At 45.7% G+C, this 25,228-nt stretch carries 22 protein-coding genes; 8 read left to right on the top strand and 14 right to left on the bottom strand.

The features are described from left to right. Window positions 1-87 precede the first annotated feature (87 nt). Complete coding sequence (locus ACXHJ1_RS05055; RefSeq protein WP_107734470.1) at window positions 88-1,830, bottom strand: ABC transporter ATP-binding protein; 1,743 nt, start codon at window positions 1,828-1,830, stop codon at window positions 88-90. 216 nt (window positions 1,831-2,046) lie between these two features. Between ACXHJ1_RS05055 and ACXHJ1_RS05060 the strand changes: the two genes are divergently transcribed. Further along, complete coding sequence (locus ACXHJ1_RS05060; protein WP_107734469.1) at window positions 2,047-2,634, top strand: RNA polymerase sigma factor; 588 nt, start codon at window positions 2,047-2,049, stop codon at window positions 2,632-2,634. A gap of 94 nt (window positions 2,635-2,728) precedes the next feature. Here the strand turns inward: ACXHJ1_RS05060 and ACXHJ1_RS05065 are convergent, their stop codons facing one another. From ACXHJ1_RS05065 to ACXHJ1_RS05075, 3 genes are read right to left on the bottom strand one after another with little or no spacing between them, the layout of a single operon-like run. Further along, window positions 2,729-3,583 carry a carbohydrate ABC transporter permease gene (locus ACXHJ1_RS05065; protein ID WP_013368987.1) on the bottom strand — a complete coding sequence of 285 codons (855 nt, stop codon included), beginning with the start codon at window positions 3,581-3,583 and terminating at the stop codon, window positions 2,729-2,731. Window positions 3,584-3,601: 18 nt separating this feature from the next. Then, a complete protein-coding gene (locus tag ACXHJ1_RS05070) occupies window positions 3,602-4,486 on the bottom strand; it encodes a carbohydrate ABC transporter permease (protein ID WP_016820227.1) in 885 nt (294 codons plus the stop codon). A gap of 36 nt (window positions 4,487-4,522) precedes the next feature. After that, the gene (locus tag ACXHJ1_RS05075; protein ID WP_165083199.1) at window positions 4,523-5,776 is read right to left on the bottom strand and encodes a sugar ABC transporter substrate-binding protein; all 1,254 of its coding nucleotides are present in this window, start codon (window positions 5,774-5,776) and stop codon (window positions 4,523-4,525) included. Window positions 5,777-6,348: 572 nt separating this feature from the next. Here ACXHJ1_RS05075 and bglX point away from each other — a divergent pair. From bglX to ACXHJ1_RS05090, 3 genes are all read left to right on the top strand, one after another. Next, the gene (gene bglX, locus ACXHJ1_RS05080; protein WP_107734468.1) at window positions 6,349-8,523 is read left to right on the top strand and encodes a beta-glucosidase BglX; all 2,175 of its coding nucleotides are present in this window, start codon (window positions 6,349-6,351) and stop codon (window positions 8,521-8,523) included. A gap of 13 nt (window positions 8,524-8,536) precedes the next feature. Beyond that, complete coding sequence (locus tag ACXHJ1_RS05085) at window positions 8,537-11,977, top strand: GH36-type glycosyl hydrolase domain-containing protein (RefSeq protein ID WP_457905707.1); 3,441 nt, start codon at window positions 8,537-8,539, stop codon at window positions 11,975-11,977. 165 nt (window positions 11,978-12,142) lie between these two features. Next, window positions 12,143-13,147: a LacI family DNA-binding transcriptional regulator gene (locus tag ACXHJ1_RS05090; protein WP_107734466.1), complete on the top strand. Its 1,005-nt coding sequence runs from the start codon at window positions 12,143-12,145 to the stop codon at window positions 13,145-13,147. Between the two features lie 94 nt (window positions 13,148-13,241). On the opposite strand, the gene ACXHJ1_RS05095 is transcribed toward ACXHJ1_RS05090, so the two are convergent. From ACXHJ1_RS05095 to ACXHJ1_RS05120, 6 genes are all read right to left on the bottom strand, one after another. After that, window positions 13,242-13,919 (bottom strand): hypothetical protein, encoded by a 678-nt coding sequence (locus ACXHJ1_RS05095; RefSeq protein ID WP_457905708.1) that lies wholly within the window; start codon window positions 13,917-13,919, stop codon window positions 13,242-13,244. Between the two features lie 90 nt (window positions 13,920-14,009). After that, window positions 14,010-15,227, bottom strand: a complete 1,218-nt coding sequence (locus ACXHJ1_RS05100) for a stalk domain-containing protein (RefSeq protein ID WP_457905709.1) — start codon at window positions 15,225-15,227, stop codon at window positions 14,010-14,012. A 362-nt stretch (window positions 15,228-15,589) separates the two neighbouring features. Next, window positions 15,590-16,075 (bottom strand): cytochrome c biogenesis protein CcdC, encoded by a 486-nt coding sequence (locus tag ACXHJ1_RS05105; RefSeq protein WP_017425683.1) that lies wholly within the window; start codon window positions 16,073-16,075, stop codon window positions 15,590-15,592. Between the two features lie 39 nt (window positions 16,076-16,114). Beyond that, window positions 16,115-16,882, bottom strand: a complete 768-nt coding sequence (locus ACXHJ1_RS05110) for an ABC-2 transporter permease (protein ID WP_017425682.1) — start codon at window positions 16,880-16,882, stop codon at window positions 16,115-16,117. Then, window positions 16,879-17,592 carry an ABC transporter ATP-binding protein gene (locus tag ACXHJ1_RS05115; protein WP_031462652.1) on the bottom strand — a complete coding sequence of 238 codons (714 nt, stop codon included), beginning with the start codon at window positions 17,590-17,592 and terminating at the stop codon, window positions 16,879-16,881. The genes ACXHJ1_RS05110 and ACXHJ1_RS05115 overlap by 4 nt, the downstream gene beginning before the upstream one ends. After that, window positions 17,589-18,002, bottom strand: coding sequence for a GntR family transcriptional regulator (locus ACXHJ1_RS05120; protein ID WP_039276624.1), 414 nt, complete (start codon window positions 18,000-18,002; stop codon window positions 17,589-17,591). The genes ACXHJ1_RS05115 and ACXHJ1_RS05120 overlap by 4 nt, the downstream gene beginning before the upstream one ends. A 213-nt stretch (window positions 18,003-18,215) precedes the next feature. Between ACXHJ1_RS05120 and ACXHJ1_RS05125 the strand changes: the two genes are divergently transcribed. Together ACXHJ1_RS05125 and ACXHJ1_RS05130 are read left to right on the top strand one after the other, a co-directional pair. Further along, window positions 18,216-18,788, top strand: coding sequence for a hypothetical protein (locus ACXHJ1_RS05125; RefSeq protein ID WP_025363769.1), 573 nt, complete (start codon window positions 18,216-18,218; stop codon window positions 18,786-18,788). 259 nt (window positions 18,789-19,047) lie between these two features. After that, a complete protein-coding gene (locus ACXHJ1_RS05130) occupies window positions 19,048-19,593 on the top strand; it encodes a GNAT family N-acetyltransferase (protein ID WP_107734462.1) in 546 nt (181 codons plus the stop codon). 50 nt (window positions 19,594-19,643) lie between these two features. On the opposite strand, the gene ACXHJ1_RS05135 is transcribed toward ACXHJ1_RS05130, so the two are convergent. Continuing rightward, window positions 19,644-19,976, bottom strand: a complete 333-nt coding sequence (locus ACXHJ1_RS05135; RefSeq protein ID WP_016820215.1) for a hypothetical protein — start codon at window positions 19,974-19,976, stop codon at window positions 19,644-19,646. Window positions 19,977-20,162: 186 nt separating this feature from the next. On the opposite strand from ACXHJ1_RS05135, the gene ACXHJ1_RS05140 reads away from it, so the two are divergent. Further along, window positions 20,163-20,987, top strand: coding sequence for an alpha/beta fold hydrolase (locus ACXHJ1_RS05140; protein WP_017425678.1), 825 nt, complete (start codon window positions 20,163-20,165; stop codon window positions 20,985-20,987). Window positions 20,988-21,069: 82 nt separating this feature from the next. Here the strand turns inward: ACXHJ1_RS05140 and ACXHJ1_RS05145 are convergent, their stop codons facing one another. The 3 genes from ACXHJ1_RS05145 to ACXHJ1_RS05155 all read right to left on the bottom strand — a co-directional run bounded on the left by ACXHJ1_RS05145 (window position 21,070) and on the right by ACXHJ1_RS05155 (window position 24,436). Beyond that, window positions 21,070-21,285, bottom strand: coding sequence for a cold-shock protein (locus ACXHJ1_RS05145; RefSeq protein ID WP_013308357.1), 216 nt, complete (start codon window positions 21,283-21,285; stop codon window positions 21,070-21,072). 131 nt (window positions 21,286-21,416) lie between these two features. After that, the gene (locus ACXHJ1_RS05150; RefSeq protein WP_007428290.1) at window positions 21,417-21,617 is read right to left on the bottom strand and encodes a cold-shock protein; all 201 of its coding nucleotides are present in this window, start codon (window positions 21,615-21,617) and stop codon (window positions 21,417-21,419) included. A 383-nt stretch (window positions 21,618-22,000) separates the two neighbouring features. Further along, window positions 22,001-24,436 (bottom strand): LamG-like jellyroll fold domain-containing protein, encoded by a 2,436-nt coding sequence (locus ACXHJ1_RS05155; protein ID WP_457905710.1) that lies wholly within the window; start codon window positions 24,434-24,436, stop codon window positions 22,001-22,003. Window positions 24,437-24,865: 429 nt separating this feature from the next. On the opposite strand from ACXHJ1_RS05155, the gene ACXHJ1_RS05160 reads away from it, so the two are divergent. After that, window positions 24,866-25,207, top strand: a complete 342-nt coding sequence (locus ACXHJ1_RS05160; protein WP_016820212.1) for a DUF805 domain-containing protein — start codon at window positions 24,866-24,868, stop codon at window positions 25,205-25,207. Window positions 25,208-25,228 lie beyond the last annotated feature (21 nt).

Raw genomic sequence — 25,228 nt, forward strand, 5'->3', positions numbered from 1 at the left:
TTTTTAATATGATTAAAACGGGTGTTCACCCATACTAATTCCTTACATAGTGTTAAATCACACGATGAAAGCGTTTGTTTTTTTTCATCATTTTATAGGGACCTCTTCTTTCTCTGATATCCATCCTCTGTATTCCGTATGACAGGTCATAAAATGTGAATGTGTTCCGATTTGGAGTGGTTTGCCACGTTCCAACAAAATAACTCTATCGACATGCGCTAATATCTCACTGTGATGGGTAACGATCATTACGGTCTTGTCACGCAATCGGGTCTTCAACAATTGTTGGACATTTAGCCTGCCTGCCACATCCAAATGGGAAGTCGCCTCATCGAGAATATACAATGGCGCTTCTCTGACCAATGCCCGGGCCATGGCTATTTTCTGTCTTTGCCCTCCCGACAGCTTGGAGCCATTCGAGCCTATTGGGAAGTCATCTGCGAAGCTGTGAACCAAATCTTTCAGACCAACCTCCGCGATAATTCCCTCTATCGCTTCATTACTGACTTCTGTGCCTAAGAGGATATTTTCAAAAAGAGTAGTATCAAATAAATATAAATGCTGGCTGACCAAGGCTATCTGACTTCGATACTCATCTATTTCATAGCTTTGAACGTCCATGCCGTCATAAGTGATCATCCCCTGATCAGGCTGGCTGAACCTCATCATCAAATCCAAGAGCGTAGACTTTCCTGCCCCGTTTGCTCCTATGATAGCTATCTTTTCCCCCCGGGCAATCCTAAAGTTCACGTCGGATAGGATCGGCTCATCCTTGGTATATGAAAAAGAAACATGATGAAACGAAATGTGGTCCTCAGGAGGCGGCTCAGGGAGAACAGACGCAACAGGGACTGAATTAGATGTCTCTTCCTCTGCCCAATCCAAAAACTGATAGTATCGCACGGCAGAAGGAATAACTTCGGCCAGCATGTAGCCAATGTTTAAAATAGCGAAAATGGGAGTGGTAACATAAGCACTGTAAGTAACAAAGGCAAAAATACCACCTACAGTGAGCTGTAAACGAAAAATAAGATCAGCTCCAACAACATACACAAGCATCATCAGAAGTTGAATTACAATCGATTCTGAAGCGATATTCCAAGCATCCAGAAGAGACAGTTTCCGTTCCGAATCTACAATTCGCCGCTGTTTGGATGAGAATTGCTGATGCTTACCAGGGATAAGACCAAACATCCGCTGCTCCTTCATACCCCCGACAGATTCCCCAAACCACTGGGCAAAATCACTGCTGCCTTCAATCAAATCCCCCACCAGTCTTTTTCTGCGCTTCACAAAATACTTCACTACAACATATTTGATAGGCAAAAAGCACAGCACAATTACAGTCATTTTCCAACTAATAAGCAGCAGACCACATAAACCACCAATCATACTGAACGCCTGCATAATAGTAAAAAACACTCCACTATCTGTGATCCTTGAAACATTACCTACATCTGTACTAATCTGGTTCAACAGTTCAGCTTCGTTGGTTCGTTTAAAATAGCTCATTCGGACTCTTGTCAGATGCAGATACGCCTTTTCAAATAAGGAAAAAGTAACCTGTGCGCTTAAGCCTGCCCGAAAGAATTCTTTACACACATTCAGCAGCTTGTCCAAGCAAACGATGAAGAACGCAGCAGAAGTGTACAGGACTACAGCCCGCATATCTCCTTTCAAGAGACCTTGATCTACAATAGTCTTGCTTGTCAAAGGCAACAATATATTCAAGCCCGCTGATACGATGAGACATGTCACAATGATCACGACTGTCTTCAAATGAGGTTTAAAGGTTGCTGCCAAGTGTTTGTATACTACAGAATCCTTCATCCTTTTCCCCCTTCAGCTGGTGCGCCCTCTCCCCCTATTAACTAATTCCGTATCGGAATCAAAATCACCTTAAAATATCTCTTAACTGTTCTAGTAATTCCACATTTGCGAGATTAAATATGATTTTTGTCATTCTTCAAAATTGGTATTAATGTATACAATTGGAACATGTAAAAGTCATTTATCTTTTTATCCGTCCAAAGGGGGCTTGAACAAATGCCGACCACGATGGTTACTGACTGTTGCAAAGAGGATCAATGCAGAGGTAGTTCCAGATGCTTTTACAAAAAAATTTGTGAACTGTATCTGAGTGAGGTATATCGGTTCTGTATGCATTTAATCAAGAATCAATCTTGTTTTAAATTTATGGCAGAAGAATGTACACAAGATACTTTTGTAGCGGCAAGACAGCAATTGGTCAAGCTCAAGCATCACCCCAATGTTAAGGGATGGCTGTACCTTACGGCTAGGAATCTCATATATAAATCATTTAGGTGCTACTATACGCAAAGAAAGCATGAAACTACGCTTGAATGTGAGAAAATATGTGGTTTTTCGAATTCGGTAGAGGAGGAGTGGGAGAATCAAAAGCTGGAAGATGTGGATACGGTGATTGTTAGCATACTGATGCAGCTTTCCAACATTGAATATACGCTCTATCAGGATTACTTTTGTCAACAACTGCCTGTTTCCTTCCTCGCTGAAAAATATAATATTTCAGTTACGGCGACAACGACCCGGATTTACAGACTAAAACGAAAAATTCGTACATTATCCCATCAATATTGTCTAACTCATATATAAATATATCCATGTAAAGCAAAAAAGCGGAGCTTCTCTCCTAAAGAGAAGCTCCGCTACTCGTTCTGGTGACTAAACTTGCTTTCACCCTATACCCCTACTTAATTCCCGAAATTGTATAATTCTCGATAATATACTTTTGGAAAATAATGAAGATAATCATAATCGGAACAACCATAAAGGTCGAGCCCGCCATTTGCAGGGCAAATTGACTTTCGTTCTGTCCCTTGAGCAGTGATAAACCTACGGACAAGGTGTACAGCTTCTCATCGTTCGCAATAATGAGCGGCCATAAGAAGCTGTTCCATCCACCGATGAAGGTCAGGATCGCCTGTACCGCAATAATCGGCGTCGAAATGGGCAGCACGATTTGTAAAAAAGTGCGGAACTCCCCTGCTCCATCAAGTCGTGTCGCCTCCAGCAGTTCTTCCGGGATATCGGACATGAACTGCCGGAAGAGGAAGATCGCGAACGCGCCCACCAATCCAGGAAGCACAATCCCCAGCATGGAATTGGTCAACCCCATCTGATTCAGAATCAAATAGACGGGAATCATCGTCACTTGACCTGGAATCATCATGGTTGCCAGCACCAGATAGAATAGAAAGCCTTTGCCCTTAAACTGGAATTTGGCAAAACCATAGCCCGCCATGGCATTAAGGAATAATCCAAAGAAGGAAGCTAAGACAATGATCAGCGTATTCGTCAGATAGGTTCCAAACGCCATGCTATCGAATAGGATTTTAAAATTATCCAGTGTAAAATGCTCCGGCCAGATGGTTGGAGGAATTTTGGTTACCTCACCCTCTGTCTTAAAGGAGGATAAAATCATCCACGCAAAAGGCAGCACCATCAACAGACCTCCCACAGTCAGGAGAATCGCCACGAACCATTGAAATGTTTTTTCACCACTGCGCGTATTGGCGCGGGCTTGCTGAACAGCTGTTTTCACGTTCATCACCTCTCTCTATCAGGACTCCGCTTTATTTTGCAAACGGAACTGAATCAGCGTTACCGCGATGATCGCGAAGAACAGAATGAACGATCCCGCCGCGGCATACCCGAATTTACTAAATTGGAAGCCGTTATTGTAAATGAACAAGGATGCCGTCAGCGTGCCGTCCAGCGGTTTCCCTTTGGTCATGACAAAAGGTTCCTCGAAAAATTGCAGCCAGCCGATCATCGTCGTGATGGACACGAAGAAAATAGCGTAACGAAGCTGCGGAAGTGTAATATAACGAATCTGCTGCCATGTATTGGCCCCGTCAAGCTGTGCAGCTTCATAATAAGAGCCCGGAATCCCTTTAATAGCCGCAATAAAAATAATCATGTTTAAACCGATGCCCCGCCAAACCGCTAACACAATCAGCGAAATTTTCGCTACTGTTGGATCGGTCAGCCATGGGACGGGACCCAAATTCACCAGACCAAGTACGTAGTTGAATAATCCAAGCGTCGGATTATACAAATAGCTCCAAACCACTGCGACCGCAACCACATTCGTTACGGACGGCAGATAGAACACGACGCGGAATACTTTGAAAGCACGTGATTTACCCATGTTAATCAGAATCGCGATGCTGAGTGAAAATATCAGCACCAGCGGAACGCCAATGATAACAAAGAACAACGTATTCCCAATGGACTTCAAAAAGGAAGGGTCCAAAAGCACGTTCGTGTAATTTTCCAATCCTATAAAGCGAATACTTTCATAATTAACGAGTCCGGACAGATCCATATCCGTGAAGCTGATCACGAGCGCCAGTAGTATCGGCAATAATGAAAACAGCGTTAACAGGATGATGGAGGGACCGATAAACAAGTATGGCGCAAGCTTCTGCGAGCTTCCTTTCATGCCTTCACTCCCTTTGACAATGACGGATATGGATCATTATTTTTTCATTATACTTGCAGCCTGCTGATTAAAGTCATCCATTTCCTTCTGTACATCGGCATGACCGCGGTAAATACGCTCAAAGCTCTTGATAAATTGTTGAGAAACCTCTTCCCATGCAGCCAGTTGCGGCAATGCTGCGGAATGATCCAGCTGTTTGCGAATCGTCAGAAGCATCGGATCACTCTTCATTTTGGCATCTTCCCACGATTTAGTAGTCGCAGGCAAGTTACTGGACAGCTCCATCCATTTCAGTTGTGTTTCTGGTTTGCTCATGTAAGCCAGGAATTTGGCTGACTCCTCTGGGTGCTTGCTGAATTTCATAATTGAAAGGTTGGCTCCACCCAAAACGGATAGGTTGTTTACTTTGCCAGGAAGCTCCGCAATATTCCACTTGCCTTCCAGTTCTGGTGCCTTGCTCTTGATTTCTTTAATCATGAAAGGACCGCTGATAAACATTGGAACGATCCCCTCGCCTTGCAAACCTTGAACGGAATCAATTCCAATATCCACTGCGTTAGAGCCATTTTGGAAAAAGGTATTTACATACTTCACAGCATCTACAAACGGTGCTTGGTTGAATAGCGGATTGCCCTGCTCGTCAACCAGCTTGGAACCGTTCTGGAGAGCAAACATAAAGCCCATAGACTGCTCCTTTGCACTAAAGGAGATACCATATTTGCCTTTACCCCGAGCTGCTAGTTTTTGAGCAGCATCGGACAGTTCCTCCCACGTTTTAGGTGCTTCATTGTATCCAACCTGTTTCAGTAGGTCCGAACGATAGAATAAAACTCGCGTTTCAGTGTACCAAGGTACGGCGACCGGTTTAGCTTCAAATTGAGCCGTACTCACAGCGCCCTTGAAGAAATTTTTCGCTTCAAGCTCAGGGTATTTGCTGATGTAAGGCGTGATGTCTGTTAGTGCACCCGCAGATGCTAATTCCGGCACCCATGATGTACCGAGCTGGACAACATCTGGACCTGATTTTGAGGCAACCGCCGTGAGCAATTTGTCGTGAGCGTTATCCCAAGGCAACGCCTGTACATCAACGTGAATATCTGGATTTTCTTTTTCAAAATCTTTTACAATTTCAGGCAGCAACTTCCCTTCCGCTCCCATTCCCCACATGGTGATGGTCGTCTTGCCATTTGCATCTTTGCCCGACGAATCATCCTTGGATGAACAGCCTACCAGCGCACCCCCCAGTAATAAGGTGCTTGCCAAAATGATTCCCAATGTTCTTTTCATCATACGAATTCCTCCCGAGATGATCAGTTTACCGATCATGCAATATGATAACGGATTCAAGCACATGAATTTTGCAAAAATTCAATAAGCGACTTCCAATGTCCAAATATTGCAATTTGGAGCGACTGAAATCGAATTTTGCAAAATCCTGATACATGCAAATATATAGCAGTTAAAGCATACCGTTATAACAATTATGTTTAAAGCCTAAGGACCATACTCATCAATAGAAACGTTTCGATAGTCATTATAGAACAAATTGAAACCGTATTCAATAGGGATATTATTTTTTATTTACTTGGAATCGCATCTCTTTTTCATTTATTTCAATCTTTATTACGCTATTTGTCCTATAAAAAACTCCCGTTTTGCATTTGACTCTCCATTTGGAAGCGTATATAATCCAACTGAGTCCAACAATAGAAACGTTTCGATTAATAATACAACAGAAGATTATGCTTCTATACTAGCTATTAGCCTGTTCAGCACTTTTTTGAATCAACTTTATCCAAAAAATCTCATGAATCTGAAAAAGAGAGCTGTTTTACCAACCAAACAGCTTACGGAGGATTATGATGGAACAACACCTGAATTCGTATTTACAAAACATGACTCTTGAAGAAAAAGTTGACCAACTGCTTCAGCTTGTGGGTGGCTTTTTTGAAGAAGCGGGTACAGAGGGCCAAATTACTGGGCCTATGGCTTCTCTCGGCATCACAGAGCAGACGGTTCACAACGTTGGTTCCGTGCTCGGCCTTGCAGGAGCCCAGGAAGCAATTCGTGTTCAGCAGGCTCATTTGAATAAAAACCGTCTGGGTATCCCGCTTTTAATTATGGCAGATATTGTACACGGCTTCAAAACGATTTTCCCTATACCGCTGGCTATGGGTTGCTCATGGAATATGGAACTTGCAGAAGAGAGTGCTACTATCGCTGCTCGGGAAGCAGCCGTATCCGGTGTTCACGTCACATTCGCTCCTATGGTCGATCTGGTACGTGACCCACGCTGGGGTCGTGTAATGGAATCTACTGGGGAAGACCCTTATCTCAACAGTCAATTTGCCCGTGCGTTTGTGCGCGGATTTCAGGGTAATGATCTGACGAATGATACCGAGCGGGTAGCCGCATGCGTGAAGCACTTTGCTGCTTATGGAGCCGGTGAAGGTGGACGTGATTACAATACCGTAGATGTATCTGCATGGCAGCTGCGAGAGTATTATCTCCCTTCCTACAAAGCTGCTTTAGATGAAGGCTGCGAAATGGTGATGACGTCCTTCAATACCGTAGAAGGCGTAGCGGCAACGGGCAACAAGCGCCTGATGCGTGATCTGCTTCGTGATGAATGGGGTTTTGACGGTGTGCTCATTTCGGATTGGGCCGCGATCAAAGAGCTTATTCCTCACGGCATCGCCGAGGATGAACGGGAGGCAGCAAAAAAAGCATTGCTGGCAGGCGTAGATATTGAAATGATGACCTCCTGCTACAATGGGCACCTGCCTGAGTTGATTCGCAGCGGACAGCTGGATGAAGCGCTCGTTGATGAAGCCGTGATGCGTATATTGAAGCTCAAACAAAAGCTGGGCTTGTTCGAGAATCCGCTACGCGGCGCAGACCCTGAGCGTGAACGTGAAGTGGTATTCTGCGAAGCCCACCGTGCGGTTGCTAAAGAACTAGCCATTAAATCATGCGTGCTGCTCAAAAATGATTCTGTGCTTCCATTGAATCGCAATCAACATGTTGCATTGATCGGACCTTTTGCAGAGAGCGGCGATATTCTGGGCTCTTGGTCATGGAGCGGTTCACAAGAGGAAGCCATTCGTGTTGTTGATGGATTCCAATCGAAAATATCCTCCTCGCTGCTCACGGTAGCGGCAGGATGCTCTGTAGACAACATAACAGAGGAGCAATATGCAGAAGCTCTGCATGCTGCCAGTCAAGCAGAGATCATCGTACTAGCGCTTGGCGAGCGCTCAGATATGAGTGGTGAAGCAGGCAGCCGTTCAAATATTCGCCTGCCGCAGGCTCAATTGGAATTGGTGAAACGCCTGAAGACACTGAACAAGCCCATGGTAGCCGTACTGTTTAATGGTCGTCCATTGGATCTGCACGGCGTCATTGAAGAAGCAGACGCTGTACTGGAAGCCTGGTTCCCTGGTGGCGAAGGCGGCGCGGCAATTGCCGATTTGTTATACGGTGATGCTGAACCTACGGGTCGTCTGACGATGTCCTTCCCGCAATCGGTCGGACAGGTGCCAGTGTATTACAATCATTTTAATACTGGACGTCCGCAGTTAGATCCGAACACAACAGAACGCTACGTGTCTCAATATCTAGACGTACCGAACGAACCTTTATTCCCGTTCGGCTATGGCCTGAGCTACACCGATGTAGCCTATGACAGCTTACAACTTTCAGGCGATACTCTTATTCCCGGTCAAGAACTGACCGTTAGAGTGCAGGTAACGAACACAGGAACACGTCCAGTCGAGGAGACCGTTCAGTTCTATGTCCGTGATATCAGCGGTGATACGGTTCGCCCAATGAAGGAACTGAAAGATTTCTGCAAAATCCTGCTTGCCCCAGGCGAAAGCCGGGAAGTGGAATTTACAGTGACCGAGCCTCAGCTGCGCTATCATCATGCAGATTTGAGCTTTGACAGTGACAGCGGTGAATTCGCCGTCTTTACAGGACCTAACAGCCGAGATACTACTGAAGGCCGTTTTCGGTTAGTAAAAGAAACAGGAAAGTGAGGCGTTCCCTTTGATGAATACAAGTCTAGACCAAAATATTTTGCTGCGGGCCGGAGACCTGTCTTTTACCTTCTTAAGCAGCGGTGATGTGTACAAGATCGCTCACGGCTCAACGATGATCAACCAACTGTTGACCAATTCAGTCGATGGTTCCCTGAACAATCTGTACTTGAGACTGTATCGTCCTTCCGGCGTAAGCATCACTCCTCTGCTGGGAGTTCGTTCGCCCGGCGTAATCCGACAAACGGATCAGCAGATTATATGGGAAGGGTTCACTGCCGGTGTAGGCTATCAGGTGACCTTCACACTCAGCCGCCTGGGAGTATGGTTCTGGGATGTAACCCTACAGGGCGATGATGTTGAAGCAGATATTGTGTACGGTCAGGATATCGGCATTGCCGATACCGCTGCTGTGCGCAGTAATGAAGCTTATTTGTCTCAATATATTGACCATACTGTCTATCATGATGAACAAAGAGGCTATACTGTTTGCTCACGTCAAAACCAGCCTCAAAGTCAGGCATTCCCATACATTCAACAAGGCTCGTTAACCCGCACTGTTGGTTACTCGACAGACGGATTTCAGTTCTTTGGACTTTCTTACAAGGAAACGAATGAGCCGGAAGCACTGCGCCGCGACACGCTCGCCAATGAAGTGTATCAATACGAATTCGCTTATACAGCGCTGCAATCTGAGCGGGTAAAACTCGCTGGGGAAGCTCGCTTTACGTTTTACGGTCTGTTCCAGCCGAGCCATCCGGCTGCAGTGACGAAGCTGGAGTATCAGGACCTGGTAACCAAAGCACGCGATGAAGTAGCTGCCGTTCTAGCGGACGCTTCTGAGACCAGCATACCAGCACACGCGGCAAGTGATCTTCAGGCAGGGCGTGTGGCCCCAGCTCAAACCATCGGTGAACCGCTGCGCACACTGGACTTGACCGATGCCGAAGTGAATCAGCTTTTCCCGAAACGCCAGGAAGAAGAACGGGATGGCGATACACTACTTTCCTTTTTCACGGATAGCTATGAGCATGTCGTACTCAAATCCAAAGAGCTTCGTGTAGAGCGTCCTCACGGACACATTTTAATGGGTGGGCATTACTCTGGAGGTAAGGAAGAAACCATTACAACCACTTCCTATATGTACGGGGTATTCAATTCCCAGCTCGTGATCGGCAATACGAATTTCAACAAAATGATCACCAACGTGCGTAATGCGCTCAACATTCCTAAGACATCCGGTCAACGTATCTACGTCGGAATTCAAGGAAAATATCGCCTGCTCACCATGCCTTCCCTGTTTGAGATTGGCTTTAATTATGTGCGCTGGTATTACAAAACGGCTGACGATACATTCATTATTACAAACCATACGAATGCTGATAGCCCAGAAGTGCGGCTTCACATGCGCTCGGCAAGTGGTAAAGCCTATCCATTCCTGATCACTCAGCAAATGTGTATGCATGTGAACGAATATGAGCTTCCGTTTCATATGGAACGCGAAGGTGATGACCTGCTCTTTAGAGCTGATTCCGCTTCCCTGAGCGCCGAGGCCTATCCCGACCTGCTTTACCGAATGCACGTAGAGGGCGCTCCATTACAGCATGTGAGCGACGCTCAAGCACTGCTACAGGGTGGAGCCTCTCCTGATGCATCCCTGGTCGTTTTGGAACTGGGCGACAGCAGCGAATGGACCTGCATTGTACAGGGCTGGCTGCATGGCCGCTCGACCGGGAAGGACCGAGCACACAAGGAGCTACACGCCTCCTTTGAAGATGAGCGCGAGCGCTACCGGGAGTATTTTGCCGAGCTTATGAATGGCTTCCATCTGACGCTTGGCCAACAGGAAACCAGCGAGCTATTCCGTGTGAACGCAGTGGCCTGGTGGTACACCCACAACATGCTCGTCCACTACTCTGTGCCTCACGGTCTGGAGCAATACGGCGGAGCAGCCTGGGGAACACGTGATGTATGTCAGGGGCCTGTGGAATATTTTTCGGCGGTGCAAAAGTTTGATGAGGTTCGTTCCATTTTGCTAACTGTATTCAGCCATCAGTATGAAGACAGCGGAAACTGGCCGCAATGGTTTATGTTTGACAACTATACTCACGTGCAGCAAGAAGAAAGCCATGGGGATATTATCGTTTGGCCGCTCAAGGTACTGGGCGATTATTTGACCGCTACCCGTGATTACAGTATTCTGGGAGAAAATGTGCCTTACACCCATCGGCATACTTTCGATTATACCAAGCAGACTGCGACCCTTATGGAACATGCCCTGAAGGAAATCGAATATATTCGAGAGAATTTCCTGCATGATACGTACTTATCGGCTTATGGCGATGGCGATTGGGATGACACCCTCCAGCCAGCCAATGCGCAACTGAAGCAATACATGGCGAGCAGCTGGACGGTTGCACTCACCTACCAAGTGATTCGTAACTTTGCTGCTGTGTTGGAGCAAGCTCCAGCAAATGTAGTAAGCGAAGCGGATAAGATTGCACAAGATTTACATCAGATGGCGAACGGCATCCGTAAAGACTTCAATCGCTACATGCTGGAGAGCGGAATTATTCCAGGCTTTGTATATATGGAAGAGCCTGGTCAACCCAAGCTCATGCTCCATCCGTCCGACACCGAGACGGGAATCCACTACCGTTTGCTGCCGATGACACGCAGCATGATCAGCCAGTTGCTCACGCCTGAGCAAGCATTGGCTCATGAGCAGCTCATCCGCGAGCAGTTCCTCTGCCCGGATGGTGTGCGTCTGATGAACCGCCCTGCTCAATATGATGGCGGTGTGAGTTCGCACTTCAAGCGCGCTGAGCAAGCGGCCAACTTTGGACGTGAGGTTGGTCTGCAATATGTGCACGCTCATATCCGCTTTGTGGAAGCCATGGCCAAGTTAGGACGCAAGGATGACGCTTGGCACAGCCTGAAGCTCATCAATCCGGTCGGCATCCGTGCAACCGTACCGAATGCCGAATGGCGCCAAAGCAACGCGTATTTCAGCAGCTCGGACGGTAAATTTAACACCCGCTATGAAGCACAGGAACGGTTTGGTGAACTGCGGGAAGGAGCCGTACCCGTCAAGGGTGGCTGGAGAATCTATTCCAGCGGTCCGGGAATCTACATGAATCAGCTCATATCGAATGTCCTTGGTATTCGTCAGTCAGGCGAGGACCTGATCCTGGACCCTGTGCTGCCGGACGATCTCGACGGATTGGAATTTAAATTTTCCTTTGCAGGAAAGCCAATCACCTTCGTCTACCGCATGCTGCAAGAGCATACGAGCGGTGAGCAAGGCCGTGCAGTATTGAACGGTGCCCCTCTGGAAAGTGAGCCAGCCGATGATAATCGCTATCGTTCCGGTGCCTTGCGCATCAAACGTGAGACTTTCGAGCAGGCGTTAGCAGAACATGATGGTGTACACCGTCTGGAGATTATTTTATAAATCGAATGATGCATAAGCAAAATCAGGTATAGGCAACAAAGGAATGGCGATCTTGCGGGATCGCCCTTTGCTGCTTGCATGTAGAACTACGACATTTTGAATAGATATGTGGTTAATAATCCATATACAATAGCACATATAAGACGAACACAAGGAGGTGACGTTGTGGTCAGCATTAAAGATATCGCCAAACAGGCGGGCGTTTCCATATCTACCGTTTCATATGCTTTGAACGGTAGCGATAAGGTAACAGAAGAGACTTGCGCACGTATTTTGGCCATTGCCAAAGAGCTTAACTATGTGCCCAATGCCGCCGCACGGAATCTCAAGAAAAGGCAGACCAAAATTATTGGCGTATTCCTGACTGATTTTCGCGGAGACGTTTATGGAGATTTGCTGTACGGCATCAAGGAAATTTTGAACCGCAAGGGCTATGACCTCATTGTCTGCAGCGGCAAGCAATCACATCGAATGCTGCCAGAACGCATGATTGACGGTGCCATCGTACTGGATCAGACGTTTGATAGTCAGGAGTTGCTGAACTACGCCGAGCGCGGACATAAAATTGTCGTATTGGACCGCGAACTGAATCATCCTAACATTAACCAGGTGCTGCTGGATAACAAAGCAGGTGCCGCGCTCGCCATAGAGCATCTATTGGAATTGGGACACCGCAAGCTACATGTTGTGACCGGACCAGAAGGTTCTTATGATTCCTGGCAGCGGATGCAGGCGGTCAAGCAGACCATTGAGCGTAGCGGTGTCGCCGAGATGATCGAAATTGACGGCAATTTCGAGAAATCGGGCGGCGAGCAGGCGGCTGAGATCATTTTACAGCAGCAGGCTCGCCCAGATTCGGAACCTGTAGCTGTATTTTGTCTCAATGATGAAATGGCCGTAGGCTTTTACAATCGAATGGCTCAGTCAGAGCTTACCATTGGCAAGGATGTTCATATCGTCGGCTTTGATAATATCGAGCTGGCGCAATATATTCAGCCCCGGCTGACAACGATAGACTACTCCAAGCGCAAATGGGGCGCTGTAGCCGCTGAACAGGTTCTCAAAATCATTGCCGGGGAAGACGTGGAGCATGAACGGTTGTACGTTACGCTTGTCCAAAGAGAATCGGCAGGCGCGGCGCTCATCACCCAAGACCAGCAGGAGCACTAATGAATCGCACAGAAGTGCCCCCACCTACCCACTTCCAAAAAAAAGAACTTCCACTGTCCCAAAATGGGTAGGAAGTTCTTTTAGCTATACTTATTTAACCTAACAAAACCTCAAGTAAATTCGCCAACGACCGTAAAGGATTGGCAATCGTCCGCCCTGTCTCCAGCTCCACCTGCAACGCAGCATCAACCATCGATAACTGTGCTACAGCCAGCCCTCTGCTGGGATCAGCCTTCCTCAATTCATGCAATGAACGAACCAGCAATTCCTCATACTCATCTTTACGTCCCTGCATAATCAGTTCAAAAGCGCCCTCCACCACCTTGACCTCTATCAAAGAAGAGAGGTCCGGCTTGCCTAATAGATTGGCCGTATGATAAAGACGCTTCATCGTGCCCTCTACGGTAGCCGGATTCGTGAATACCAAGGTTCGTGGCAGCAAATCATCACACATCTCATGAAATAGAGGCTCATCCAGTGCGACAATTGGTGTGGGCATTGACCCTTGAGCCTTCTCCGCCAAAGCAATATAATTCGTACACGTTATCAAAATAACGTCTAGATCGCTTTGAGACATCCAGCTCAGCTGCTCTTCTACCTTGCGACTGGCATCATCTGAAGAAAAATGCGGGTCCGACGATACCCGGCGCATAAGTCCCGGTTCCACAAAATGTACCAGCTCCACCTTATAAGAAGCAAAAGCTCGTTCCACATAGGCAATGTTCGAGTGATGCGCATGCAGGCAACCCACACGTTGCTTCAAGTCTTCCACCGTCCAACCCCCTGATATGTTTGCCCCATTTTAACAGGAACCGGACGGTCTGGACAGTGCCAATCAGATCACACGACGAGAGCGTATTCTTTAAAATTTACCGTTCGTATTTTTCCACTCTGTTTTAGCTGAAATCTCCTGAACTACATCCCAATGCTCGGCTATTTTGCCGTTCTCCACACGGAACAGATCATAGACAGCGGCTGAGATTCCCTTAGGAGATTTCAGTTCACTTACAACCAGCACGAAGTTGCCTTCTCCAAGAACCATATGCACCTGATCATATCCAATAGAAGTTCCTTGACCCGTAGCGGATAATGCTTGCTTCAGACTAGATACACCGTCACCAAAAAGAGGATTATGCTGAATGTACTGATCCCCATTATAATAGCTTTCCAATGCTGCACGATTTTTGCCAACCAGCACATCATCTACAAACTTGCGGATCAGCGTTTTGTTTGTCTCGGTTTGGTTGAGATCCGTGACTTGTGTTGTTCCGTCAATCATGGTATGTCCACTTGGATTGGTTGGAGCCGAGTCCTGCATGTTATCCCAATGCTCAACAATTTTACCATTGCTATTGAAGCGAAAAATATCAAAAGCAATGCTCGTTTTCCCTGCAATAGACTTTTTATAATGTACTGCTACATCATTGCCATCCTGAATAACCCGCTGGACTTCAACCAGCACATTGGCTCCCTTGGATTGGCTAATCCCTTGCAAAAAGGCATCTCTCCCGCTAGCAAAGCTCGGATTATGCTGAATGTACTGATCTTTGCTGATCCAAGCCTCAGCTGCTTTCGTATCGCCCGTTTCAAAGCTCTTCAGAATCTCTACAACCTTATCCTTATTACTCACCCCGATTTGCAAGGTCTGGCTGGCCGGGTCCCAAATCACTTGCTTGCCCCACGCTTCTTTGACGACATCAACTGGTACATAGGTTACCCCTTGCTTGGTCAAAATGGTCGAGGTGGACAGTGGTACCTTAATCCCGTTGATTTGCGCTTCCGGACTGCCTGATACCAGTACAACCGTCGCTTGATCATAACGAATCGTCGTACTTTGACGCGCCGTATTGAATGTAATATGCTTGGCGTCCAGCGGAATTCCTAAACTAGTAGCCAATTGTCTCAGGGGGATCAACACCTGCTTATTTCTCACGATAGGCGCAATTTTGTAAGCCTCCTTCTTGCCATCTACCCAAACCTGGATACCCGTAGTAGGTTTTACGTCGGCTGCTAAAGCCGGTACAGCAGAAGACAGAACGAGCAAGCCAGCAAGTGCAGCAGTAACCGTATGTTTTTTCATGAATGTAAGCCCCTCTCAACCTGTAAAATAGAGTATGGAACGCAATTTCTCTTTATGTAACTAATGTGGTTGCAGTTAACTACGAAGGTATGAACTCTTCCCCACCTATCTAACTTTAAACCCCATTTAAATCATTTGAAACCTTATTAACCCTCCTTTGAATTTTTATACTTATGACCGTTGTCATGCAAGTCACAAACCTTCGAATAAAGGATATGGAAAGCAATAACAATGTATGATCATCCTCATCATTTTATTATAAATAACATGTACTAATGAAGTTAGCTCAAAAAAAGCGGCTCCTATCACCAAGCGAATGGACGCTTTTTGAATAGAAAGCCGCTGTTACCTCATTCATATTGTTATACAGATAACGTCCTCCGAAACTTGATAAAGCTCCCAATTCGCCAGATTGAGATATATACCAGCGCCATCGTAATGGCCAGCATGCTAATTTCGGTCGTACCCAAACTACTGAGGTATTGAGTCAGAACAACCCGAATCAAAATAATAGCGATAATAATATACTTAAAATATTGGTTCGGCTTGGGATAGATGAGACCGTCATCTCGTCTTTCATACGCCGTATGCAGCAAAATAACGTAGCCAAACAGAGCCCCTAATAACCCAGCAACCAGTAGCTCCCAAAAGGCGGGAGGCGCGTACGTTTGACCAGGAATATGCATCAATTGATATACCGATATCATCATAGCTGGGAAAGCGATAAACATAGGGAGCAAAATCCGAAATCCTTTTCCCTTTACCGGGCCCCTTCGTCTTTTGGTTCTCAACCAAATCATCAGACCCACCAGAACAGCCATCAATGCATAGATAAAGATTGTCGCCATGGTGAAATCCCTTTCTAATATAGAGTCATTTATCCTAAGTTAAATCGACAGTTTTTTCTCCAGCAAATAAGCGTTCAAGCGGATCAATGCATATGCAGCAACCCAACTAATCAACACCGCAACCGGAAAATGCCAGGTAAAAGGAAACCACTGTCCGTTGTGAACATGATGAAACTGCTCATAAATCCGCTGATCGCCTGACCAATAAAAGACGCTTCCTCCACCCATCAAAAGAATCCACAGGATTGGGCTAAGCGGCCGCAAGGTGCTATATTTGGTACTGGCCGTCAGCAGACCCAGCGCAATAACCAACGGCGTAAAGGCGATAATCATTACAAACCAGTTTAAGCCGGCTATCATAAAAGACGCTGCATCCGCAAACGTATAAGCCTGTATGGTCGATGAGATAAATAGCGCGTATAGAGAACCTACTACAAACAAGAGCAATATCACGACAATGGTTTGTAAAATAGCAGCAATCCATTTGGCGCTAATTAGCCACATACGCGGATAGGGAAGGGTCAGCCACCATCCGTAGGTGTCATTTTCCCATTCTCTTCTCAGCATTCCCACACCCATGAAAACAATCATGTACGGCAAGCCCAGAGTGACGTACCACAGCCTTGTCAATTCGAGTTGGTTGTGAAGAGCGAAGTACAAGGAAATCGCGAACGCCGCAATTAGAAATAGTGAGAAATATACAAGTCTCCACGATCTGGGCAGTCGATTGCGGCTTTGCTTTCTCCAGCTTCCTTTATTTCGAAATTCATGGCGTATTAAATCTTTGAACAGCCCGGATGAATTCACGCCTTCCACTCCCTTTTGTACAAATTGCGGAACACCTGGTTCAGCGAGCCATGCTCTGCACGCAGATCATCCGATTCACCAGACCATATCACTCGCCCGCGGTCCATCATGACCGTGTAATCAAACAAGCCTTCCACTTCCTGAATATCATGTGTGCTAATGAGTATAGATTGTTGCCGATCCTCCAAATAATCAATAATCCCAGCTACGATCGCTTCTCTAGAGAGGACATCAATGCCTACAAAAGGTTCATCCAAGATCATAAGCGGTACTTCTCGTGCCAGGCACAGAATCAGCAGCACACGCGCCTCCTGTCCGCGACTCAACCCGGCCATCTTTAGCTCCAATTCCACATCCATATGGTCAGCAAGTTTATAGGCATCCTTTAGATTGAAGCCAGGCAAAAAGGACTTCCCCCATTCCAGCGTCTGCTGAACTGTATGATTGGGATACCAGCGTGCCCGGTCAGGAAGATAGGATATATTCCGGTTGGTTTCCCAGCTAGGCTGTTGGCCCAGCACCTGAAGCTCGCCCCCGTCCGGCTGAATCAACCCCGTGACGGCTCGAAAGAAGCTGGACTTCCCGCAGCCATTGGGCCCAAGTACGCCTACAATACGTCCTGCTGGAATGACAACATCCAGTTGGTCCAATGCTTTTTTATTTCCATATTGCTTCATCAACTGCTTTGCGGTTACCACAGACTCCGTCATGCCTTTTCGCCTCCTTCCTTGTGATCTCCATCCTGTCGGCTTCTTATATATTGCTGTACATCTTCCCAGGATAATCCCAGGCTGCTCATCTGTCCGAGAAACTGTTCGATATACGACATAGCCAATTGTTCCCGAAAGCTGGCAATCCGCTCACTGGACGAAGTTACATACGTACCCAGACCGCGTCGCTTCTCAGTCAATCCGTCCCGTTCCAGCTCCTGATACGCCCGCATCACGGTATTCGGATTCATACGCAATTCCTGCGCCAGATCACGCACAGATGGCATTTTGCTTCCCATTTCAATCTCTCCTTTAGCAATGGAGCTTCGTACTTGATTTAATATTTGTTCATATAATGGCTGGCTAAAGTCTATTAAAAATCGGAACGAGCCAACCCGTTGTTCTTCCATGGGTGTTTCCCCCTAATTCGGCTGTATCTATCGTGCCTGTAGTGTATTATATCACTTAATACACATAATACAATAGCAATTCGTTAAAACGCTAGTCCTGCCTTCCAAATTCCACTCAGTAAATGCTCAGCTTGCGCTCAGATAGCATTCAAGTTAATCCCTTATGATGTATCACGTACCCAACAAACCATAAACGAAAGGTGGAAAATGAAGATGAAAAGCACCAAGAAAGCAATTTTGGCCGGAACGATGGCGTTGGCATTTTTAGGAGGCGGAGCGCTGTACTCCACAGGCGCAGCCCATGCTGCTTCAACTACACCTGAGAAGGCTCCTACTGCAAGCAAAGCACAGGCACCTAAGGGAAACCCTGGCGATGCTAACGGTCCACAAATCGCAGGAGGGAACTATGCTGAGAACAAGGCTCTCCTGAAACTCTTGAAATTGTCCTCCAGTCAGTTGGATACACAGTTGAAGGCTGGTAAATCCCTTGCTACGATCGCCAAAGCACAAGGCGTGAGCGTAAACTCCGTGATTGATGTGATGGTTTCGGATATGAAGTCGAAACTCGCTACGGAAAAACAAAATGGCAAGATTACCGCAAGCGAATATAACCAGCGTGTTTCCAATCTGAAGCAAATGATTACCGATATGGTGAATGGCGTTAAGCCCTCTAAGCCACCAGTAGACGGGGCTAAAGGAGAAGCAGGTAAAGCTCCAGCTAAAACAGATGCGGCTAAGGCTCCTGCTAAGCCAAATGCAGCTCAAGCATCTGCTAAGCAAAAATAGCTACAGCTTCTGTTTTCCAAAAGCTGTAGCTCGATAAGTCACATTCATAAGAACGATTTGTTAATCTGACACAGCCACTCCACAATAATAAATCTCCATCCGGCCTCCCTGTACGGATCGAGAATGAATAAGCCTGCCCTCTGCTACGATACAACAGAAGAGGACAGGCTTATTTTTCATGTATTTCATACAATATGTGGTAAACTAACTTAAGCCAGAGATCACACTTTTTATCCTGATTCAGCAAAAGGAGTATGTAATGAAAATAAATAAACAGGAATTTCATGTACAAGGAGTAAGCTATATCATTAGATCGGCTATGATTCAAGATGCGATGAATTTGTCTGAAATCCGCTTACGGATGGATGGAGAGACTGAAAATTTAGACAGAGAAAAGGGAGAAGCATTCATAAGTACATCCGGTTTTGAACAGCTTATTAAAGCCGATACAGAGCACGCCAAAAATCTATTTTTAGTTGCGGTCGTTCATGATAAAGTCGTTGGATTTTCAAGATGTGAAGGTCATGTTCTGCGTCGATTCGCTCATAAAGTTGAATTCGGTGTGTGTGTACAAAAGGATTTCTGGGGGTATGGAATCGGGACGAATCTTCTGAAAGAATCCATTTCCTGGGCAGACTCTAACGGCATCCAGAAAATGAGCCTACAAGTTCTAGAAACCAATAATAAAGCCATTGAACTTTATAAAAAGCATGGATTTGAAATCGAAGGGTTATTAAAAAACGACAAGATTCTCTCAGATGGTCAATACTACAACACCATAATCATGGGAAGATTCCATAACTAAAAAAGATCCTGTTCCACAGGATCTTCCATCATTTCGAGGCGATATTGGCCCTAGTAGCGATAATCATCGTAGGGATTGCGATTACGATAATGGTCTCGCGGCTGTTGGGCTGCGGTAATCATCAAAAATATGCCTGAGAGCAGGTGCATTAACCAGCCTACAAATGGAATCCACCCAACAACCGAGGTCACAATCCCTAAAATAGATCCATAATAAGTCTCTTTATTAGTCACCGATAGTACCAACGTAACAATGTGGAAAATCAACATAAAGAACAATACAGTATACGCAGAATTTATGACGAGCAGCCCGCCCAAAACAGGAATAGCAAAAAATAGCTCCAATCCGCCCGTAATCCATTTTAATGTTTTTGATGGTGTCATTGTTCCACTCTCCCAATGCTGTTTCATTCCATAAGTATATCCTATCCCCATGCAGGATGACATACATATTTTACTAATTCTATACTTGTATAGCGGCGATCTCACCCCTTTTCCGAATGAGCTAAGCCCTGACTACATATATGTGAGAGAGAACGAAATTTCGTGATTTTTAAAGGGGGGAGCATCATGGGATATTATATTGAAGTGGAACGTGGCGTTAAGCTGTATGTAGAAGATATAGGAGAAGGCATCCCTGTTTTGATGGTGCACGGCTGGCCGCTGGACCATCGAATGTACGAATACCAGGTTGCCCAGTTGCCTGCTTACGGATACCGCTGTATTCAAGTTGATCTTAGGGGGTTCGGGAAGTCTGATCGACCATGGCATGGCTACAATTATGATCGACTGGCAGATGATCTCCTGGCTGTTATACAGGCCCTTCAATTAAGCCATATACGGCTGATCGGTTTTTCTATGGGGGGAGCAATTGTCACGCGCTACATGAGCAGACATAGGGGATGGGGTGTTGATCAGCTAATTTTGATCGGAGCTGCCACGCCTCGGTTTACCCCAACCAGCGACTTTCCTTACGGCACTCCTGTCGCAGAGGTAGATAAACTCATCACACAAGCCTATACAGATCGTCCGCAACTGGTAACATCATTTGGCGAAATGTTGTTCGCCAAACCCGTCAGCCAGAGTTTACGTGACTGGTTACGTGATCAGGGCTTTGCGGCTTCGGTTCATAGCATGGCTTGTACTTTGTATTCACTGCGTGACTCTGATTTACGGCCCGATTTGCCATGTATACACGTGCCTACGTGGATTCTACACGGCAAGCTGGATCGGGTCTGCCCTTTCCCTCTAGCGCTCCAAACTCAAAAAGGAATTGCCGGCTCCAGGCTTATTCCTTTCGAACGAAGTGGTCACGGTGTATTTTATGAGGCACTACCTGAATTTAATTCCACCTTACTGAGCATACTATCCCCATCCTCTATACACCCTAATTGAAACCCTGTTCTCAGAAAAACAAAAAAGACGCCTCAGCGCCGTTATGGCTATGGGGCATCTTTTACTACAAACATGTATCCGCTTAGGATTGTTTGGTATGATTAAAGCTCGTATTGTTTAAAACAGCCAGCTTTTTCTCGCCCTTCACCATGGCAGAACCGCAAATGGGGCATGTCGGCTCGACAGAAAAAGCGAAGTTATCCCGCATCCAGCCGTTGCATGTATCACTGGCGCAATTCCAAACAGTTGTAATTTCCTCAGGAATTTCATCCATTGGCTTTTTCCGTGAATTGTACATAAACATCCCTCTTTCTTCATGATTTATAAAGCGATAAGATGTAATCAGTTCAAAAACGGTCTTGTGAACAGATAAAAACAAATGCCCCAAACGCTATGTTCGGGGCATCTGAAGTAGGCTGTAATTTAAAATTACAGTTTTACAACGTTCTCAGCTTGTGGTCCACGGTTTCCTTCAACTACGTTGAATTCTACGCGTTGGCCTTCGTCCAAAGATTTGAAACCTTCGCCTTGGATTGCGGAGAAGTGTACGAATACATCGCTTCCACCTTCAACTTCGATGAAACCGAAACCTTTTTCTGCGTTAAACCATTTAACTGTACCTGTTTGCATGGAATTACCTCCAAAATATATTTATATGACCTTTATTTTTTACAAATAAAAATTCACATATTGCACAAGGTTATTTCAACCTAAAACAATAACCCTCTACAATATGTGAATCTCAGGTCACAATTTCAATATACTCATATTACCATAAGTGTATTGAAAACGCAAGCACTGGAGAATTTAATTTATGCAGAGTGCTTATGTCATCTATTGCTGCCTCAAGCTGTCTCCATTAGACAAGAGTGAGTCATTAACGCCTACTTAAAACATTATATCCGCAATTGCTTCCTATTATACCAGTAATCAAGAAATAAATATACACTACGTTGCGCAGGAGATGAACTTCTTGAGAAAAGTCCATCCCCTGCTTTATTTGCTCATTTTAATTACAAATCCGCTAGTGCTTTAATTTCCTCTGCTGTCAGCGCTTTGTTATATAACTGTACCTCGTCCATGCTGCCGTTAAAGTAGGCATCAGCGACAAAGCGGCTTTTACCGAGATACGCCTCGTTTGTCAGCAACTCATTAGGGTTAAAGGTAATACCGTCATTTACAGCTACTTCTTCACCATTTACATACAGCTTCCCTGTATTCCCCTCCAGTGTAACCGCCACATGGGTCCACTGGTTTAGAGGTAATGATGATTTGGAGAGCAGGCTCTGATCCGTACCTTCATGGATTGTAAACTGGAGTACACCGCTTCCTTGGGAAGGGGTGAGGAACATATGACGAGCCTGGCCGTTGCCGAAATCAAAAATCCGTTGCCAAGCGGCTCCGCCCTTCCAGTTCACCCACGCGGAAAAGGTAAAGTCCTTCGCATCCGTTACCGTGTTGGGCAGCTGCACGTAACCATCCTTGCCGTTCAGGGCAAGAGCACCGCCAAGCTTCCCATCTTTATCCCATGTGGCACCACCATAGGCCTTACCGTCGAGTTGATTATATGTGCTGTCGACAACCGAAGTTCCTTGATCCTCACTCCATGAGTAACGTGCGAGCTGAGGGCCTTGAGCCTGCTCGGGAACAATGGCACTAAAACTTTTCTTTGCTGTAGCTTTGTCCTTTTTAATAGTCGCCGTCAATGTAACTGCTGCAGGCTGGGAACCGGCTTCTGGACGGTACACTTCACCAGTGACAGAAATAATCTCAGGGCGGGAAGATTCCCACGAAATCGTGGTATCTTGTGCAGCTTGAGTAGGTAGCGTGAGATCATAAAAAACGTTGCTTGTGTCGCCTAGACTCAGATCCTTCTGCACTGCAGCTACAATCTTGCTGGCCTTCAGATCAGGCTTTAGCGAACCCCATACTGCAACACCCTTGGAGGACAGTGCGGTAAAAGCAAGGGTTTTGGCTCCCGTGTCTGGATCACGGTGCCGCAGGAATACCCCTTTGTACTTCGCACCATCTGCTGTAATTTCCAGCTGATTGTCTGCCCCAAGCCTCCATGTACCGTTCACTCCGCCAGACAGTTTGCCACCGTGATCCAAATTGACGGTAACAGCTTGCTTAATATTGGCCGAAATTTCCTTCCCGTGATTTACATACGAGTATTGGCCGATGACATCCTTCTCTGACAGCTTTTTCAGTGAATCCTCATCTCCTGAATAACGATAAGGAGCAACTACAGGCCAACCGTCAGCGTTCATGAACATTTCATGTACCCGCACTTCAAACTGCTCACCTCTCCCCGGAAAACGGGAGTGAAAAATGACAAAATGCTTTTTCGTCTTGGGATCATAATAAGCCGAGTTGTGTCCGGGCGACACATAGCCTGTTCCCAGCCCTGTTCCCGGATCACCAATTTCTCTTGGAATTAGGTAATTACCTATTAACTTGACGCCGTATGGCTCAATGGAAGCGTCATCAAAAAGAGGTTTGTCAGGATTCGCTTTAACCTTGATCATGTCGTTGCCTTCAGCATCGTAGAAAGGACCATCCGGTGTTTTGGACCGAGCCACACGCAAGTTATATCCGCCATCCGCTGACAATCCGCCATAGGACAGGAACAAGTAATAGTAGTCCGTTTGTGGACTGTATTGTATGTACGGCCCCTCCATACGAGCATGGTTACCGCCCGTCAGTTTTTTCCCGTAGCCTTGGCCTGGTAAAGGCTTCCCTGTTTTTTCATCCATCTGCATAATGAAAATGCCTCCGGAGTAGGAGCCATATACCATCCACAGCTTGCCGTTCTTATCATAGAAAGTGTCAGGGTCTACGGCATTGGGATGCTTGGTTGCGTCATAGATCGTCCCATCTTCACTCGGTTGATCCCACATACCGGACTTCAGGAAAATTCCTTTATTCTTATAAGGTCCTTCAATTTTATCAGCAACCGCTAGGCCCATAGCTGAACGCGGGGAGTCTCCTTTACAAGCGTTATAGTACATATAGAACTTGCCATCCGCCAGTTGAATGACATCCGCTGCCCACAGCGTGTCTGTCTGCGCCCAATCCAGCGCTTCCTTTAATTCCTCTTTGACGTTGGGAATCAATGCATTACCATTTGCCACACCTGTCGCAATTGTATCCCAATTCATGAGGTCTTTGGATTTGGCAGCCGCCAGATGTGAACCAAAAATGTAAAATGTATCTTTCACTTTCAGGATGGATGGATCATGTACGGAAGTCTCCTTGAAGGAAACAGCCTTTTTACTTTGGCTTAAAATGTTATCCAGACCTTGAGCTTGAAGGGTGGTTTGCTCCAGACTTTGAATCCCAGCTGTATCTGAATTGAGTGTGGACTCGGCGCCCACCAAAGAAGCAGGCAACAACAGTGCACCTGCCAGAGAAGCAGCCGTTACTTTACGAACAAATAATTGCTTCATAAATCAATCTCCTCTCGTTTTGAACATTCCTGCTAACATAAAACAATAATGAATAAGACGTTCAGGATTATGTTTGTATTAACATCTCCACTCTTAAATTAAATGTTGATCATCCTCCTCTCTGAATTAAAGCGCTTTCAACCAATCTGAAAAATAAAACCTCCTTTTGTTAAGAAGGACGATTCAAACCTGCGGTTAATCGTATCTCTATATTATTCAATGAATATGGAAAATTCAATATGTAATTTTATATTTTTATAAATTATTCGTTTAATTATTAACCTTAATAAATGTGTTGCTTTAATTCCTAGTTTAAAGTTATAATTTGACAAGTAAAATTCTATATGTTACCTGCCGATATATCTAAAAAGAATTGTTTTACGATGAACATAATACAAATATTTACATTTTATAAGGAGGTGAAAATTTATGCAATGGTATTTAAAAGTGCTTCAAAACTATGTAGGATTTCAAGGTAGAGCAAGACGTACAGAATACTGGATGTTTACTCTGTTCAATGCGATAGCTGGTCTGGTATTATACTTGTTGGATTTCCTCTTGGGACTTCCTTTCGTATTGTCATCTATCTATGGTCTGGCTGTTTTGTTACCGTCTCTGGGAGTTCTTTTCCGCAGACTACACGACACCGGCAAAACCGGGTGGTGGATTCTGATCGCATTGGTTCCTTTTGGGAGCATTGTGCTGCTTGTATTCACATGCCTAGACAGTCAGCCTGGCGACAATAAGTATGGGAAAAATCCTAAATTGTAATTTGATGTAGTTTGGTCTAAA

It is taken from the genome of Paenibacillus sp. ALE2, assembly GCF_054113385.1.

Excerpts from the sequence above, each read along its gene's own strand:
- ACXHJ1_RS05055 (WP_107734470.1), bottom strand. The coding sequence starts at position 1,830 with ATGAAGGATTCTGTAGTATACAAACACTTGGCAGCAACCTTTAAACCT.
- ACXHJ1_RS05060 (WP_107734469.1), top strand. The coding sequence starts at position 2,047 with ATGCCGACCACGATGGTTACTGACTGTTGCAAAGAGGATCAATGCAGA.
- ACXHJ1_RS05070 (WP_016820227.1), bottom strand. The coding sequence starts at position 4,486 with ATGAAAGGAAGCTCGCAGAAGCTTGCGCCATACTTGTTTATCGGTCCC.
- ACXHJ1_RS05075 (WP_165083199.1), bottom strand. The coding sequence starts at position 5,776 with ATGATGAAAAGAACATTGGGAATCATTTTGGCAAGCACCTTATTACTG.
- bglX (WP_107734468.1), top strand. The coding sequence starts at position 6,349 with ATGGAACAACACCTGAATTCGTATTTACAAAACATGACTCTTGAAGAA.
- ACXHJ1_RS05085 (WP_457905707.1), top strand. The coding sequence starts at position 8,537 with ATGAATACAAGTCTAGACCAAAATATTTTGCTGCGGGCCGGAGACCTG.
- ACXHJ1_RS05100 (WP_457905709.1), bottom strand. The coding sequence starts at position 15,227 with ATGAAAAAACATACGGTTACTGCTGCACTTGCTGGCTTGCTCGTTCTG.
- ACXHJ1_RS05105 (WP_017425683.1), bottom strand. The coding sequence starts at position 16,075 with ATGGCGACAATCTTTATCTATGCATTGATGGCTGTTCTGGTGGGTCTG.
- ACXHJ1_RS05115 (WP_031462652.1), bottom strand. The coding sequence starts at position 17,592 with ATGACGGAGTCTGTGGTAACCGCAAAGCAGTTGATGAAGCAATATGGA.
- ACXHJ1_RS05120 (WP_039276624.1), bottom strand. The coding sequence starts at position 18,002 with ATGGAAGAACAACGGGTTGGCTCGTTCCGATTTTTAATAGACTTTAGC.
- ACXHJ1_RS05125 (WP_025363769.1), top strand. The coding sequence starts at position 18,216 with ATGAAAAGCACCAAGAAAGCAATTTTGGCCGGAACGATGGCGTTGGCA.
- ACXHJ1_RS05130 (WP_107734462.1), top strand. The coding sequence starts at position 19,048 with ATGAAAATAAATAAACAGGAATTTCATGTACAAGGAGTAAGCTATATC.
- ACXHJ1_RS05135 (WP_016820215.1), bottom strand. The coding sequence starts at position 19,976 with ATGACACCATCAAAAACATTAAAATGGATTACGGGCGGATTGGAGCTA.
- ACXHJ1_RS05140 (WP_017425678.1), top strand. The coding sequence starts at position 20,163 with ATGGGATATTATATTGAAGTGGAACGTGGCGTTAAGCTGTATGTAGAA.
- ACXHJ1_RS05145 (WP_013308357.1), bottom strand. The coding sequence starts at position 21,285 with ATGTACAATTCACGGAAAAAGCCAATGGATGAAATTCCTGAGGAAATT.
- ACXHJ1_RS05150 (WP_007428290.1), bottom strand. The coding sequence starts at position 21,617 with ATGCAAACAGGTACAGTTAAATGGTTTAACGCAGAAAAAGGTTTCGGT.
- ACXHJ1_RS05155 (WP_457905710.1), bottom strand. The coding sequence starts at position 24,436 with ATGAAGCAATTATTTGTTCGTAAAGTAACGGCTGCTTCTCTGGCAGGT.
- ACXHJ1_RS05160 (WP_016820212.1), top strand. The coding sequence starts at position 24,866 with ATGCAATGGTATTTAAAAGTGCTTCAAAACTATGTAGGATTTCAAGGT.